This window comes from Bradyrhizobium sp. 45 (genome assembly GCF_023073155.1).
Classification (GTDB): domain Bacteria; phylum Pseudomonadota; class Alphaproteobacteria; order Rhizobiales; family Xanthobacteraceae; genus Bradyrhizobium; species Bradyrhizobium canariense_D.
Window position 1 is genome coordinate 1 of the sequence record NZ_JADPIX010000141.1, and the last position, 15,688, is coordinate 15,688.

Genomic DNA, 15,688 nt, shown 5'->3' on the forward strand with positions numbered 1-15,688 from the left:
CCAAAACCGCCGCTGCCTGAACGGGTCAGATGCCGCCCTCGATACGAAGGCCATCCGTCAAAAGCGCGGGCGTCATCGTGCGGAGAAAATCGCGCTTACTTAACTCTGACACTCAGAAATAACAGGTTTGTCAAAAACAAGCCGAAGGGGGTCCGCAGTGGAGAAGGTGCGACGCTTACGCGCGATGGGTTCGCTGTGTCGTCAACAAGCAGCGTACAATGGCGTGAATAAATGGAAGCTCCTCGCGGAAGCAGAATACTGGGAGCACTTGGCTGAGCTTGAGCTGTCGTCCCATTTCCAAGAATGCAACGTCGCTTGTGCAAATGAAAGAACAGAGCCTCAAGCACGCACAGAGGCGAATGATTACTCGCGCCGGGAGACGATTGCCCCCGAAGCAACGGCGACCACGAATGACGCGCAGTGTGCGCTTATGCCCCTATGAGCAAGATACTCGTCGCGGCAATCGAAATGTGGGTTGGTCCAGCGCGCCAGTGTCGGCGACCTTACTCTTCTGGCCTATATGTCGCGATTTTGCGCGCGCCTTCCCAAAGCTCGACGTCTTGGCCGTTAACGAGCTGCTTGGCTCGTTCGCTCGCCGTTGGTTCGTCGACGCAATCAAGTTCAAGGCGAAGCTGTATGTGGCCGTCCGATCCAAGAATGTAGGCTCGATACTCCGGCATGAGTTGCTCCAAAACATCAGTTCCGAAGCTGAAACCCGAGAAATTACAACAACATCAAGAAGCTGTCCATTTAATTAGGACGATACTCCCATCCGTTCCCGACGGATCACTGCTCTGGACATACTCAAGAGCGCCACCGCCGTTGAGGAGGTCACGTTCGGATTCACCCAACCCCGAATATTAAGCTGCCTATGATCGATTAATACATTTTACGAATTAAATTCGGATAACTGAAAATAATGTGGTACCTTTGTCGGTCCGAAGACGTTCGTGAAGTGGATGTCATACCTCGACAGAAGATGACGATCGACGTGAATTTTTGAAGACCTGCAGTAGATTTGCGGCCGTAACGCCGCCCGCCATGACCTTGCTTCTATCGACCTCACTCACGTCAAACGCCATCGCTGCGTCTGGGGCAAAAGGTGTGAACGGAGGTGGGGCAGAGCACCATCACCATGAGCACCACCTCGAACACCATCCTCACGACCGGGACGACGATTAGTTGATGAGGGAAGAGGTCCGCCTCAGGCACTCCGGGGCCTCTGCCTTGTAAGCACATGGCCTACTCACCTAGTCGTGAGTTGGGTCGCTGTCGGCGCTCTACACATCTCGGTCGGGTTAATCGAGACGGTCTCTCGCCCATGGGCGCGACCTGCGCCGATAGTGCCACAAACAGCATCAATGTCGTTAGGGGCACCATTCCGGCGCATCATGCTCGCGCGCCGAGAGCGTCGTCGGTCGTGGCGACGTGCAGCGTGTTCAGACTGCGGCCATCGGGCAGCGGAACGGATCAGCAATCACGCCGCTGTCAGTCTCGATTGCTCATCATGCTTCGTGCTACTGCAGTTTCTGGTTGTTGGCTACTTCTCGCGCTAAACTAAGCTCAAGCTCAGTGAGCTTTTCGATCAAGTGCTCCACGATCTCCGCGCAGTCCGAATGCGTCAGCGAATGCACTCCGCGCGATGTCAGTTGGTTCTTGAAACTCGGATGGCATGCCCATGATCTCGGGGTAGAAGGCGCAGATGCGAGCGGCCGATCCCACCGGCACGTCGAACTCGACATAGGGAACGCCGAGCGCGACACGGCCGAAGCGCGCGGCGTCGGGCTCGTAGCAGCGCAGGCGGTTGCCCCACGGACAAATCGCCTCGACATGGTCGTTATGCTCGGCGAAGGCGACCGCGGTGCCCTCGAGCTTTTTGGCGACCGACGCCAATCGCGCCAGCAGCGCCTCGCGGCCCGCGATGACGAGTCCGACATGACCGCGCAGCACCTGCGGCCGGCCGCTCGGCAAATGAAACTGGCTCCGTCCGGCGTTGATCCACATGTTGGTGTCGGACACCATCAGATACGGATCGCGGGTGAGCCCGAGACCTGCGACATAGAACAGCGTGGCGAGGCGCTGGTCCGGGACCTGGATGTTGACGTGCTCGAAATGGATCGCGTTGCCGAGATCTTCTTTGGATCGATCGAATTGTTGCGGCATGGACGGGGCTCTGATGGGGGAGGGACAGGTCCATACTAGAGCACAATTTCCGCCAGTCGAAATGATTCGCCGATCACATCTCGAGGGTGGGGCATGGCGTCCATTGCCACCTTGCCGCAAATGCCAATCCCTGTAAGCTGACAAAAAGCACAAAGGAAAGAGATCGATGGGAGGGGTTCTGGCGGGCGTCCGCGTTCTTGATTTCGGGCGCTATATCGCGGGGCCCTATTGCGCGACCTTGCTGGCCGAATTCGGCGCCGAGGTCATTCGCGTGGAGAAGCGCGACGGCAGCGAGGATCGTTTCGTGGCGCCGGTCGGCGAAACTGGCGAAGGCGCGCTGTTTCTTCAAGTCAACCGCAACAAGAAGTGCCTCACGCTCGATCCGATGAAGCCGGAAGGACAGGAGGTGATGCGCCGCCTGATTGCGACCGCGGACGTGGTCGTCGCCAATTTGCCGCCGCAGACCTTGCGCGCGATGAAGCTCGACTACGATTCGCTCAAGGCGATCAAGCCGGACATCATCCTGACGACGGCCACCGCGTTTGGCGGGCCGGGGCCATGGTCCGACCGTGTCGGCTTCGATGGTGTCGGCCAGGTCATGTCGGGCTCGGTGTACATGACGGGCGCCGGCGATCCACCCTACCGGGCCGCGGTCAACTGGGTCGATTTCGGGACCGCGCTACATTGCGCGTTCGGCACGCTCGCCGCACTGATCGAGCGCGGCAAATCCGGGCGCGGGCAGATCGTCGAGGGCGCGTTGCTCGCAACCGCCTTGTCCTTCACCAACGCGACGCTGATCGAGCAGGCCGTCATCAACGTCAATCGCGTGCCGACAGGCAATCTCGGCCAGACCGCGGCGCCCGCCGACATCTACCGCGCCAGGGACGGCTGGGTGCTGTGCCAGGTCACGGGGCATCCGCTGTTCAAGCGCTGGGCGAAACTGATGGGCGAGGAGGAGGTCTGGCTGAACGATCCGCGCTTTGCCGACGACATCAGCCGCGGCAACAATGGCCCTGTCATCAGCGAGCGCATGGCGCGCTGGTGCGCCGAGCGCACCACGCAGGAAGCCGTCGACACCCTGGGCAAGGCCATGATTCCGACCGGCCCCGTGCTGAGCCCGCAGCAGGCGCTGGATCATCCGCACGTCCGCGCCGCCGGATTCATGCAGGACGTCGACTATCCAGGTCTGCCGAAGCCCGCACCGGTGGCACGCGCCGCCGTCCGCCTGTCGGAAACGCCCGGCGAAATCGCGATTCGCCCGCCCACGCTCGGCGAGCATACCGATCTTATCCTGACCGAGCTCGGCTACGACAAGGCCGCGATCGCGGCGCTCCGGCAAGGCGGCATCGTCTAGCGGTGAACAACGGCACCTGCACGGCGGCTTGCCGTCGTGATCGCCGCGCTTTGCCGCACGTTGAGCAATTGCTTCAACGCCTGTGCATCGGCCGGCGCTGCGCTCTTCTGGTCGTTGTCGAAATAGACGTAGACGTCGCAGCCCTGCCGCTTCCAGGATTTGATGCGCCGCGCCCATTGCGCCAGCGTGGGTTTCGTATAGTGCCCGTGATAGCGCCCGCTGGGCCCGTGCCCGCGCACATAGACGAAATCCGCCGTGCGCTTCCATGGCGCGGGCGCGTCGTGATGATCGGACAGGCACAGCGAGATGTTCTCGTCGGCCAGCATCCGCAAGATGCGCGGCTGATACCAGCTCGGATGACGGAATTCGAAACTGTAACGCCGCTTCCGCGACAACAGCTTGAAGAAGCCGGCGAGGCGGTCCGCGTCGGCCTCGAATTGCGGCGGGAGCTGGAACAGGATCGGGCCGGCCTTGCCGCCGAGCCGTGAGATGCGATCCTCCAGCAGTTCGAGGCTGTTCACCGAGCGATCCGACAGGCGCTTCCAGTGCGTGATGAATTTCGAGGCCTTCCAGGCAAAGACGAAATCGCGGCCGGTCTGCTCCCGCCAACCCTCGACGGCCTCCGGCGTCGGGGTGCGGTAGAACACCCCGTTCAGCTCGGTGGTGTCGAACTGTCCGGCGTAGTAGCTCAGCTGCTGCTTCAGCGTCACGCCCTTGGGAAAGAACGGGCCTCGCCAGGAGGCGTAATGCCAGCCGGAAGTTCCGATCAGAACGCGCGCCATGTTCGACGTGTCCATCCATTGCGATTTGCCGGATGGGAACGTCCGTGCGGCCGATACGTTGCTCGTGAGCTTGATCAACGCAGGACCGGAACCGATGTACGCGCTGTTCGAAGGCAACAAGCAGATCGGCGATCCCTTTCCGACGGAGAAGGAGGTGTGGGAAGCCGCCTTGATCGAGGGGCTGGTAACCGACGTACCGGTCGCGGACGAGGAGGGCGGCCGCCTTCTGCCCGCCGGCTATCACGTCGCGCAGGTCGAGGAGACGTTCGAGCCGAAGCCCGGCTGGAAGTTGCCGCGCGAGATCTCGTGAGCGGGCCTAGTTCGAGGCCAGCGCCGCCTTGGCGACTTCCGCCATCCAGCTCGATGCCACCGGCAGGATCGCGTCGTTGAAATCATAGCGCGGGCCGTGCAGCTCGGCGCCATCCCGCAATTCGCCGTTGCCGATCCAGACGAAGGCGCCCGGACGCCGCGAGAGATAGTGGGCAAAATCCTCGCCGGCCATGCTGGGCGCGAGGTCGCGCCGCAACTCGGCCCGTACCTTGTCCGCCGCGAGGCGCGCGAGATCCGCTTCTGCCGGCGTGTTGATGACCACGCCGACGCCAATGACGATCTCGGGCGTGACCTTGACGCCGAAGCTCGTGGCAATCCCGGCGCAGATCTGTTCGATCCGCGCCAAAACGGTGTCCTTCACCGCATCGCGATGGTAACGCAGCGTGCCGCCGATCGAGACGCGTCCGGCGATTTGGTTGCGTGCCGTGCCGCCTTCGAGCGTGCAGAGCGAGAGCACGGCGGTGTCGAGCGGATCGACGCTGCGCGAGACGATCGATTGCAGCGCCACGATCAAATGGCCGGCCGCCATCACCGGATCGCGCGTCAGATGCGGCATGCCGGCGTGACCGGCATGGCCATCGATGGTGATGGTGATGCGCCCGCCGGAGGCCATGACGACGCCGTCATGGACCGCGATGGTGCCGGCGGCGAGCCCCGGCCAGTTGTGAAAGCCGAACACCCGTTGCATCGGAAAGCGGTCGAACAGCCCGGCCGCGACCATCGCGCGCGAGCCGCCATAACCTTCCTCGGCCGGCTGGAAGATGAAATCGACCGTCCCGCTCCAGCTGGTGTCGGCGGCGAGCAGCGCGGCCGCGCCGAGCAGCGAAGCGGTATGCCCGTCATGGCCGCAGGCATGCATCACACCGGGGTTTTGCGAAGCGTAAGCTAGCCCCGTATCTTCGGTGATCGGCAGCGCATCCATGTCGGCGCGCAGGCCGACGCGGCCCTGGGCGTGGCCGCGCGTCAGGGTCGCGACGATGCCGTGACCGCCGATGTTGGCCTCGAAGGAAATGCCGAGCTCGGTGAGCTTGCCCTGCACGAAGGCCGCGGTGGCTTTCTCCTGGAGCGACAGTTCGGGATGCGCATGCAAATGCCGGCGCCACGCGGTCAGTTTCTGGTGCAGCTCGGGGGTCAAGGCGGGAATCTCTCGGCTTGTGTGTCGGCGTCGACACCATAGCCGAATAACCGCAGCTTGCATCAAGCCTCAGCGAATGCCTCGCGTGCAGCAACGCGCTCCGTCTACGCCGACAGCTTCGCCAGCCCGTCCCAATCGAAGCTGATGCCGTGGCCGATACGGTCTGGCGCGAGCGCAAGCCCGTCCTGCAGCACCAGTGGATGCTCGATAAATTTGTCGAGCCCAAAACCGTGCGCCTCCAGATACGACCGGTTCGGGCAGGCCGCGAGCAGGTGCACGGTGACGTCATGCGCGCCATGGCTGGTGACGGGCAGGTTGAACGCCTCCGACAGCCGCGCGATCTTCATGAAGGCGGAGACGCCGCCGCAATTGGTGACGTCAGGCTCGGGATAGGACACCGCGCCCGCGACGATGTAGTTCTTGAACTCCCAAAGCGAACGTAAATTCTCGCCCGCCGCGATCGGCACGCCGCCGGCCTGCATGATGCGAGTGTGGCCCGCGACGTCGTCGGGAATGATCGGCTCCTCGAGCCAGGTGAGGTCATACGGTTGGAACGCGCGGGCGGCGCGGATCGCGTCCTCGACCGTCCATTTCATGTTGGCATCCACCATCAACGGAAAGCCGTCACCGAGATGCTGTCGCATCGCCGCGACCCGCGCCACATCCGATTTGAGATCGGGGCGGCCGGCCTTCATCTTGATGGCGCGAAAGCCCTTGCTGAGATTGCCGTCAGTCTGCGCGAGCAGTGCTTCGACGGAGAGATCGAGATCGATGCCGCCCGCATAACACGGCACGCGCGCGTCGAATCCGCCGAGCAACTGATACAGCGGCAATTGCGCGCGCCGCGCCTTCAAATCCCACAGCGCGATGTCGAGTGCCGAGAGCGCCAGCACCGCTGGCCCGCCGCGCCCGCCATAATGCAGTGCCCACCAGACCTGGTGCCAGATCGCCTCGGTATCATCGGCCTCGCGGCCTTCGACGAGCGGCGGGATCTCGCGCTTGAGGATGTCGGCGACGGCGCCGCCATTGCGTCCGACCGTGTAAGTGTAGCCGACCCCCTCGGCGCCATCGGCATCCCGGATGCGGCAGGTGATCAGCTCGAACGCCGCCATGTCGCCATGCATCGAGTCCGACAGCGTGACGGGAAGGGGAATCCGGTAGAATCCGGTCTCGATGGTCGAAATGCGCGGCATGCGGCCTCCCTGCGTTTTCTTTGCAGGCTAGGCCGACGCGCACCGCCCGGCAAGCGCGCGCCATGCAAGGCAGCTCACCGCATCGTCGCGAGCTGCACGGCCAGCGCGCAGGCGCGGTCGTATTCGTCGAGATTGATCCACTCGTCGATCGTGTGCACCTCGTTCTGGCCGGCGCCGAAGGTCACGGTCGGAACGCCGTGGCGGACCATCCAGTTGGCATCGAGGCCGCCATTGGCGGTGCGCACGTTCGGGGTGCCGCCGACGGCGGACACGGCCTCCACCGCGCGTCTGACGACAGGAAGGTTGTCCTTCATGCGGAACGGGAAATAGTCGGTCTCGGCCTTGAACTTGACCTTGCCGGACTTTCCTTGCGCGTTGGTGACTTTCTTGGCCGCCTTCTCGAACGCGGCCTTGTAGGCTTTCGTGATCTCCTTGAAGAACTTTCCGTCATGGCTGCGGCTTTCGCCGCGCACATGCACGTAGTCGGTGACGACGTTGGTGGCGTCGCCCGCAGGCCGCCCTTCGCCGCCGGTGACGGGGCCGACATTGCTGGTGCCTTGCTGCTTGCGCTTGACCACCTTGCCGAACCAGCCGCCGGCCTTCACATCGGCGAGCGCAAGCGCGAGGATCATGGTCGAGGAGATGCCGCGCTCCGGCGCGACGCCGGCATGCGAGGCGCGGCCGAAGATTTCCACGGTCCAGCGGTCGGCACCGACCGCGCCGATGACGACGTTGGAAGCCGAGCCGCCGTCATAGTTGAAGGCCATCACCGGCGAGCCGAGTTCGTCCAGCTTGACGTGGCGCGCGCCATAGAGCCCGCTCTCCTCGCGCACGCAGAACAGCAGCGTGATCGGCGGATGATCGAGTTGCTGCTTTTCGAGCTCGGCCGCCAGCGTCACCAGCACGCCGCAGCCGCAGCGATTGTCGCCGCCGAGCGCGGTCTTCGCATCATTGACGATCTTGCGACCCGACTTTTTCGGCTTGGCGCCGGCGCATAGCGGCACGGTATCCATGTGGGTCATGAACATGATGCGCGGCTGGTTGTGCAGCGCGCCGCGGCCGGGCAGGTCGACGATGAGGTTGCCGGTCTCGGTCGGCACCGGAATGCGGGTATTGGCGTCGTCGAGCCGGATCGCTTTCGCCGGCACGCCGCTCTCCTTCAGCGCAGCCGTGAGCTCACGCCCGATCGCGGCCTCCTGTCCGGTGACGCCCTCGACGGCGAGAAAGCGCAAGAGGCGGTCGGTGGCGGCTTTGGTGTCGACAGGCATGAGATGTCCCCTTGATGCAGGGCTCTACTCTATCGTCGGTCTTGGCGAGGTATAGACCAAAAAGATCAGCGCGCCGATGCCAAGCATGGCTGCCATGAAAAGCAGCACCGCCGGCAACCCTGCAAACGCCGCCACCGCACCGGTGATCGATTGCATCAGCGCCGCGCCGAGGAAGAAGGCGAGGTTGATCGCCGCGAGCGCCTTGCCCGCAACTTGGGCGTCGACCAGCTGCCGCGACATGCCGAACAGCAGCGGCTGTGCGGAAGTGGCAAGCCCGATGAGCACGAACAGCACGAGGTCGTATTGCGGCGGCATCACCGCAACACCAGACAACACGGAAATGGCATAGCGCGGGGCCCCTAACGCCATCAGCGCCAGCAGCAACGCCCCGACGAGGTGCGTTCCCGCCACCAGCGCGCGGCGGCGTCCCAGCCTGCGGTCGATCATGCCGATGACAAGCGGACCTGCGATCATGGCCAGCGTGAACGCGCCGAGCTGGTTGCCGGCCTCGACCCGCGACAATCCCTTGACCTGCATCAGCCACGGTCCGCCCCACAGGCCGCGCAGCACCAGCGAGGTCGCAAGCGACACCAGCGCCAGCGCGATCAGGCCGCGCAAGGGCCGCGACAGTCCGAGCCTGAGCACCTCGATCATCTGCGACAGCGGCGAGGACTCGTCCTTGTGCTCGGCCGGCTGGCTCGGCACCAGCAGGAACACCGCGAGCGCCACGGCGATGCCGCCGAGCGCCGAGATCCAGAACCCGGCGCGCCAGCCGCAAGTGTCGACCACGAAGGCGAGCGGACTCGACGACAACAGCATGCCGATATTGCCGATCGAGAGGATCGCGCCCGACCACAGCCCAAAGCGCGCGGCCGACAATTGCTTGGCCGCCAACGTCATCGGGCACATCAGCATGCCGGAGGTGGCAATGCCCAGCAGCCCCTGCCCGATGGCGAAGCTTTCGGGTCCCGTTGCGAACCCCGACGCGATGGCGCCGACCACGGTTCCCGCGAGCAGGCTCAGCGACACCGGCCGCACGCCAAAGCGGTCCATCGCCGCACCGACCGGGATCTGCGCGGCCGCAAACGCGAACGGGTAGACCGAGGTGAGGCTCGCCAGCGCTTGCGGTTCGATGCCGAAATCCGCCGCCATCAGGTCGAGGCTGACCGCCGGAATGGTGCGCAGCAAGGTCGAGAGCATGTGCCCGCAGGCCAGCGCAAGCAGCGCAAAGATCAGCGCGCGGGTGGCTCCCGCGTCGTGGGTGGCGGCGGTGGTCATGGGCGTTGCGTCCCGGCAAGGTTTCGGGTGGGGTTACATGATTGACGGGTGCATGCCAACATCGGGACCGCCATGGCCGCAATGTCGTGGATGCACAAGGCAACGGACGCGCAAGATCCTAAACGTGCAAGGCTAGTGACATCATGTATCTCGGCATCGACCTCGGCACCTCCGCCGTCAAAATCGTTCTGGTCGACGACGCGCAGCGCGTGGTGGCGAGCCGCAGCCGGTCACTGACGGTCTCCTCGCCGCGTCCCGGCCATTGCGAGCAGGACCCGGCACAGTGGATCGAGGCGACGTTCGCGACGCTGGACGCGCTGAAGGCGGATCACGCGCGCGAGCTGGCCGAGGTCGAGGGCATCGGCCTGTCCGGCCAGATGCACGGCGCGACGCTGCTCGACGCCAGCCACAGGCCGTTGCGGCCCTGCATTCTCTGGAATGACGGACGGTCCTTTGCGGAATGCGCCGAGCTGGAGCGGCGCTGGCCCGCCTTGCGGACCACGACAGGCAACAAGGCGATGCCGGGATTCACCGCGCCAAAATTGCTGTGGGTCGCCAGGCACGAACCGGAGATCTTCGCGGCGACAAAACTCGTGCTGCAACCAAAAGCCTATCTGCGCCTGGTGCTGACCGGCGAGGCGATCGAGGATGTCTCGGACGCCTCGGGTTCGCTGTGGCTCGATGTTAGCAGCCGCGATTGGTCGGATGAAGGACTCGCCGCGACCGCGCTATCGCGCCGGCAGATGCCCCGTCTGGTCGAGGGCTGCGCGCCGGCTGCACGGCTGCGGAGCGAGTTGGCGCAGCGCTGGGGCATGACCGGGCGGCCGATGATCGCGGGCGGGGCCGGCGACAATCCGGCGGGAGCCATCGGCATCGGCGCCATCAATCCCGGGGCAGCCTTCATTTCGCTCGGAACCTCCGGCGCATTGCTGGTGCCGACCGAGACGATCGCGGCCAATCCGGAGCGGGTCGTGCACACGTTCTGTCACGCCGTCCCCGACAGGTGGATTCAAGCCGGCGCGATCCTCTCGGCGGCATCGTGCCTGGCCTGGATCGCGCGGCTGTTGGGGATCCCTGAGACTGAGCTGCTGGCGCCGCTCGGGTTGCGCCCGCGGGCGCCGTCGCCGGTCAGCTTCCTGCCGTACCTCTCCGGCGAACGCACCCCGCACGATGACCCCGACGTGCGCGGCATGCTCGATGGGATCAGTCACGCCACCGATCGTGACGCGATCGTGCAAGCCGTGCTCGAAGGCGTCGCCTTCGCGCTTGCGGATTGCCGGGACGTGCTGGCCGAGACCGGATTGGTGATCGCGGAGGCGGATGTCATCGGCGGCGGCTCACGGTCGCGGTTCTGGCTTTCGGTGCTGGCCAATGTCCTGAACGTGCCGGTGCATCGCTTTGCCGACGGCGAGACGGGCGCGGCGTTCGGTGCGGCGCGGCTTGGCCGCCTCGCCGTCACCGGTGAGGCGATCGACGCCGTCTGCACCGCGCCACAGCGCGTCGAGACCTTCGAGCCCGACGGCGCGCTTGCGCAGGCCTATGCCGAGCGGCTGCCGCAATGGCGCCGCCTGTACCGGCCGCGGCGCTGATCGCGATACGCGATGATGTGGCGAAGAAAAGGCATCACGCGCGGGATCGGTTCCGTCTGCAAAAGATAAAAGCAGCGCCGGACCGTTGGTCGGTATGCCGGAGGTATTGCCCTGCGCCACAACCTTTTGTTTAATGCTTGCGCGCGCGCCAGGGACCAACGAGACGCGGGTGAGATTGCGATGCCGCCGTCGGCGCATCGGGGAGGTGTGATGAGCGAGCCCATCCTCGAGATGCGCCGGGTCTCTAAATCGTTCTTCAGCATCAAGGCGCTGCGCGACGTCGACCTCACCGTCTACGCGGGCGAAATCCACGCTTTGATGGGCGAGAACGGCGCCGGCAAATCCACCCTGATGAAGATCCTGTCGGGCGCCTACCGGCCGGACCCGGGCAGCGAAATCCGCATCGACGGCCAGCCCGTGCAGATCAGCGGTCCGCTCGGCGGCCGCGCAGCCGGCATCGCGATCATCTATCAGGAACTCTCGCTCGCCCCCAACCTGAGCGTTGCGGAGAATATCTATCTCGGTCGCGAGGTCTCCCGCGGCGGCTTGCTGGCGCGCGAGGCGATGCAGGCCGGCGTCGGTCCGATCCTGGCGCGGCTCGGCGCGGATTTCACGCCGCAGACGCAGGTCGCCAATCTCTCGATGGGCCAGCGCCAACTGGTCGAGATCGCGCGCGCGCTGCACGCCCGCTCCAGGATCCTGATCATGGACGAGCCGACCACCGCGTTGTCGGCCGGTGAGAGCGAAAGGCTGTTCGCGCTGATCCGCCAGCTGCGCGCCGAAGGTCTCGCCATCATCTACATCTCGCATCGCATGGACGAGGTCTATGCGCTCGGCGACCGCGTCACGGTGCTGCGCGACGGCACGCTGGTCGGCTCGCTCGACAAGGCAGACATCCGTGCCGACACCATCGTCCGGATGATGGTGGGACGCGACGTCTCGTCCTTCTACAAGAAGGAGCATGATCCCAGGAACGATCCCAACGCGCGCTCGGGAGCTCCCGTGCTTGCGGCTGTCGATATCGCCGACGGCAGGCGCGTCAAGGGATGTTCGCTGACGGTGCATGCGGGCGAGGTGGTAGGGCTTGCCGGCCTGGTCGGCGCCGGCCGCACCGAGCTTGCGCACCTCATCATCGGCGCCGCGCCCATGATCTCCGGCCATGTCGAGATCGACGGGCGCGCGGCCTCCATCCGCACGCCCGGTGAGGCGCTGGACGCCGGCATTGCCTACCTCACCGAGGATAGGAAGGCGCTCGGCCTGTTCCTCGACATGTCCTGCCTCGACAACATCAATCTCGCGGTGCTCGGCCGCGATGCGAAATTCGGCGGCATTCTCGACCGCGACAAGGCCCGTGACCGCGCCAAGCGCGCGTTCGCGGGGCTCGGCATCCGCGCTGCGAATGTCGGTGTTCCCGCCGGCGGGCTCTCCGGCGGCAACCAGCAGAAAGTGCTGCTGTCGCGGCTGCTCGCGATCGGCCCGAAGATCCTGATCCTCGACGAGCCGACGCGCGGCGTCGACGTCGGCGCCAAGTCCGAGATCTATTCGATCATCGACAATCTCGCGAAGTCGGGCACCGCGGTTCTCGTCATCTCGTCCGACCTGCCCGAGATCATCGGCATCTGCGACCGCGTCATCGTGATGCGTGCAGGACATATCGCCGGGCAGATCCGGCGCGACGCGACATCGCCGCTCAATCAGGAGGAGATCATGGCCCTCGCCACCGGAACGGAGCAGCTCGATGCCTGAGAACGGCGCTTCCGCCAACACCGCCCCCGCCAAAGCCGTCCCCGTCGCGCCCGGTCTTGCCGCCGCGCAGGAGACGAAGCGGCAGCGGACGCGGATGATCATTCGCGCGGTCGGCATGCTGCCGGTGCTGCTGCTCTTGTGCATCGGCTTTCACGTGCTGTCGGACGGCCGCTTCTTCACCGGCCAGAACATCGGCATCGTGGTGCAGCAGTCCGCGGTCAATACCGTGCTGGCCGCAGGCATGACCTTCGTCATCCTCACCGGCGGCATCGACCTGTCGGTCGGCTCCATCTTGGCGGCGGCGGCGATGGCCGGGCTGATCATCTCCAAATTTCCCGATCTTGGGGCGCTGTGGTTGCCGGCCGCGGTGCTCACCGGCACCGTCTTCGGCATTCTCAACGGCGGCTTGATCGCGCTGTTGCGCCTGCCGCCCTTCATCGTCACGCTGGGATCGTTGACCGCCGTGCGCGGCGCGGCGCGCCTGCTCGGCGCCGACACCACGGTGTTCAATCCGTCGATCCCCTATGCCTTCATCGGCAACGGTGCTCTGACCCTCATTCCCGGCGTATTGTCGATTCCCTGGCTCTGGGTGATCGCGTTGCTGGTCATCCTGGTGTCGTGGCTGGTGCTCAAGCGCACCGTGCTCGGGGTGCACATCTACGCGGTCGGCGGCAATGAGAGCGCGGCGCGGCTCGCCGGCATCAAGGTCTGGGCCGTGTTGATTTTCGTCTACGGCGTGTCCGGCCTGCTCGCGGGCCTCGGCGGCGCGATGCAGGCAGCGCGCCTCTACGCCGCCAATGGCCTGCAGCTCGGCCAGTCCTACGAACTCGACGCCATCACCGCCGTGATCCTGGGCGGCACCTCCTTTGTCGGCGGCATCGGCTCGATCTGGGGAACGCTGGTCGGCGCGCTGATCATTGCCGTGTTGTCGAACGGCCTGATCCTGATCGGCGTGTCCGACGTCTGGCAATATGTGATCAAGGGTCTGGTCATCATCGGCGCGGTGGCGCTGGACCGCTATCGGCTGCAGGGCTCGGCTCGGACTTGAGAGCATGATCCGAAAAAGTGCGAAGCGGTTTTTCGAAAGGATCATGCTCAAACAAGGAGCATGAAAATGCAGCCGGCACCGCGCCGTCATGTTCATTCCGTCACGGCAACTGGTCGCCGCGCCGGAGCTTCAAACAGACCAGGGAGGAAGCCAATGTTGAAGTCGATCTCGCTTGCCGGCGCCGCGATGGCGCTCGTCCTGAGCTCCGCGCCGTCCTACGCCAAGGAGCTTAAGTCGATCGGCATTTCGCTGGGCTCGCTCGGCAATCCATTCTTCGTCGCGTTGTCGAAGGGCGCCGAGTTCGAGGCCAAGAAGACCAACCCCAACGTGAAGATCACGACGGTGGGCTTCGAATATGATCTCGGCAAGCAGGTCACCCAGATCGACAATTTCATCGCCGCCGGCGTCGACCTGATCCTGCTCAACCCTGGCGATCCCAAGGCGATCGGACCAGCGATCAAGAAGGCGCAGGCCGCCGGCATCGTCGTCGTTGCCGTCGACACCGCGGCCGAAGGCGCCGACGCCACGGTGACCACCAACAACGTCCAGGCCGGCGAGATCTCCTGCCAGTACATCGTCGACAAGCTGGGAGGCAAGGGCGACGTGATCATCGAGAACGGCCCGCAGGTCTCCGCGGTGATCGATCGCGTGGTCGGCTGCAAGAACGTGCTCGGCAAGAATCCCGGCATCAAGGTCCTGTCCAGCGACCAGGACGGCAAGGGCTCGCGCGAAGGCGGCCTCACGGTGGCGCAGGGCTATCTGACCCGCTTCGCCAAGATCGACGCCATCTTCGCCATCAACGACCCGCAGGCGATCGGAACCGACCTCGCCGCGCGCCAGCAGCAGCGCACCGGCATCGTCATCACCGCGGTCGACGGCGCCCCCGACATCGAAGCGGCCCTCAAGGACCCGCAGGCGACGCAGATTCAGGCCTCCGCCTCGCAGGACCCGTTCTTCATGGCCCGCCGTGCCGTGCAAGTCGGCGTCAGCATTCTCAACGGCCAGAAGCCGGCGTCCACGGTCGAGCTGCTGCCGTCGAAACTCGTGACGCGCGACAATGTCGGCGAGTACAAAGGCTGGACCTCGGATCGGTCGCAGTAGCGGGCGAGAGGCGGCCGGCGCCGGATGCGGCGCTGGTCGGCTCGCGTGGCACCAGCGGAAGATGTGGCAGCGATCCCTGCAGGATGGCCCCGTTCGCATATCACCAAAGCGGCCTGCGGAACCCGCAGGAGGTCCGGGTCTCCTTGGCGGCGCCGCGCATGCGGAAGGCGGTTTGCCAGCATTTTCGCGCGTAACTTAACGTATACTTTAGAGTCCACTGCCTATTGGAGGTTGCAGAGGATTCCCGATGACCTTGAGCCCTTCTTCCGCCGCCACAACGTTGGGTCGCCTAGCCCGGGACGAGCGCGGCAATATCGCCGTCATCTTCGCCATCGCCTTGTTGCCGGTCTTGTCATTCGTCGGCGCTGCGATCGACTACAGCCGCGCCGCCCACGCCCGCACCGCGATGCAGGGTGCGCTCGATTCGGCCGCGCTGATGGTCGCCAAGAACCTGTCCGATGGGAAGATCACGGCTGACCAGGTTCCGACCGCTGGCGCCGCTTACTTCGCCGCACTCTATACCCACACCGGCAGCCAGAACGTCAAGGCGTCCGCCACCTACACCGCCAACAATGGCGGCAAGGGATCGACGGTGACGATGGCGGCGTCGGGCGAAATCAAGAGCCAGTTCATGCAGATTGCCGGCTTTCCAACCCTCGACTTCAGCGTCGGCTCGACCTCGACCTGGGGGAACAACCTGC

The 15,688-nt window shown here is 64.9% G+C and carries 13 protein-coding genes and 1 pseudogene; 8 read left to right on the forward strand and 6 right to left on the reverse strand.

The window, feature by feature from the left end; all coding sequences use genetic code 11:
* The first annotated feature begins 999 nt into the window (after positions 1 to 999).
* Positions 1,000 to 1,182, forward strand: coding sequence for a hypothetical protein (locus IVB42_RS42395; RefSeq protein ID WP_345946521.1), 183 nt, complete (start codon positions 1,000 to 1,002; stop codon positions 1,180 to 1,182).
* A gap of 480 nt (positions 1,183 to 1,662) precedes the next feature.
* Here IVB42_RS42395 and IVB42_RS32425 read toward each other — a convergent pair.
* Positions 1,663 to 2,163: pseudogene (locus IVB42_RS32425) on the reverse strand (hypothetical protein); the annotation flags it as partial.
* Between the two features lie 166 nt (positions 2,164 to 2,329).
* Here IVB42_RS32425 and IVB42_RS32430 point away from each other — a divergent pair.
* A complete protein-coding gene (locus tag IVB42_RS32430; RefSeq protein WP_247395334.1) occupies positions 2,330 to 3,517 on the forward strand; it encodes a CoA transferase in 1,188 nt (395 codons plus the stop codon).
* Here IVB42_RS32430 and IVB42_RS32435 read toward each other — a convergent pair.
* Positions 3,514 to 4,299 carry a DUF72 domain-containing protein gene (locus tag IVB42_RS32435; protein WP_018458264.1) on the reverse strand — a complete coding sequence of 262 codons (786 nt, stop codon included), beginning with the start codon at positions 4,297 to 4,299 and terminating at the stop codon, positions 3,514 to 3,516. The two genes, IVB42_RS32430 and IVB42_RS32435, sit on opposite strands and share 4 nt — an antisense overlap.
* Here IVB42_RS32435 and IVB42_RS32440 point away from each other — a divergent pair.
* Positions 4,298 to 4,609 (forward strand): hypothetical protein, encoded by a 312-nt coding sequence (locus IVB42_RS32440; RefSeq protein ID WP_018458265.1) that lies wholly within the window; start codon positions 4,298 to 4,300, stop codon positions 4,607 to 4,609. The two genes, IVB42_RS32435 and IVB42_RS32440, sit on opposite strands and share 2 nt — an antisense overlap.
* Before the next feature lie 6 nt (positions 4,610 to 4,615).
* Here the strand turns inward: IVB42_RS32440 and IVB42_RS32445 are convergent, their stop codons facing one another.
* The 4 genes from IVB42_RS32445 to IVB42_RS32460 form a co-directional block, all read right to left on the reverse strand.
* Positions 4,616 to 5,764, reverse strand: coding sequence for an amidohydrolase (locus IVB42_RS32445; RefSeq protein WP_247394701.1), 1,149 nt, complete (start codon positions 5,762 to 5,764; stop codon positions 4,616 to 4,618).
* 104 nt (positions 5,765 to 5,868) lie between these two features.
* Positions 5,869 to 6,957, reverse strand: coding sequence for a mandelate racemase/muconate lactonizing enzyme family protein (locus IVB42_RS32450; RefSeq protein ID WP_247394699.1), 1,089 nt, complete (start codon positions 6,955 to 6,957; stop codon positions 5,869 to 5,871).
* 74 nt (positions 6,958 to 7,031) lie between these two features.
* Entirely contained in the window at positions 7,032 to 8,225 is a 1,194-nt protein-coding gene (locus tag IVB42_RS32455; protein WP_204510528.1) for a M20/M25/M40 family metallo-hydrolase, read from the reverse strand.
* 24 nt (positions 8,226 to 8,249) lie between these two features.
* Positions 8,250 to 9,503: an MFS transporter gene (locus IVB42_RS32460; RefSeq protein WP_247395335.1), complete on the reverse strand. Its 1,254-nt coding sequence runs from the start codon at positions 9,501 to 9,503 to the stop codon at positions 8,250 to 8,252.
* A 143-nt stretch (positions 9,504 to 9,646) separates the two neighbouring features.
* Here IVB42_RS32460 and xylB point away from each other — a divergent pair, with 143 nt between their 5' ends.
* The 5 genes from xylB to IVB42_RS32485 form a co-directional block, all read left to right on the forward strand.
* Positions 9,647 to 11,092 carry a xylulokinase gene (gene xylB / locus IVB42_RS32465; RefSeq protein WP_204510530.1) on the forward strand — a complete coding sequence of 482 codons (1,446 nt, stop codon included), beginning with the start codon at positions 9,647 to 9,649 and terminating at the stop codon, positions 11,090 to 11,092.
* A 210-nt stretch (positions 11,093 to 11,302) separates the two neighbouring features.
* Entirely contained in the window at positions 11,303 to 12,838 is a 1,536-nt protein-coding gene (locus IVB42_RS32470) for a sugar ABC transporter ATP-binding protein (RefSeq protein WP_085362213.1), read from the forward strand.
* Positions 12,831 to 13,886, forward strand: a complete 1,056-nt coding sequence (locus IVB42_RS32475; RefSeq protein WP_018458272.1) for a ribose ABC transporter permease — start codon at positions 12,831 to 12,833, stop codon at positions 13,884 to 13,886. The genes IVB42_RS32470 and IVB42_RS32475 overlap by 8 nt, the downstream gene beginning before the upstream one ends.
* Positions 13,887 to 14,039: 153 nt before the next feature.
* Positions 14,040 to 14,987, forward strand: a complete 948-nt coding sequence (locus IVB42_RS32480; RefSeq protein WP_018458273.1) for an ABC transporter substrate-binding protein — start codon at positions 14,040 to 14,042, stop codon at positions 14,985 to 14,987.
* A gap of 247 nt (positions 14,988 to 15,234) precedes the next feature.
* Positions 15,235 to 15,688: TadE/TadG family type IV pilus assembly protein (locus IVB42_RS32485; RefSeq protein WP_247395336.1), on the forward strand; the 454-nt coding region annotated here is incomplete at its 3' end.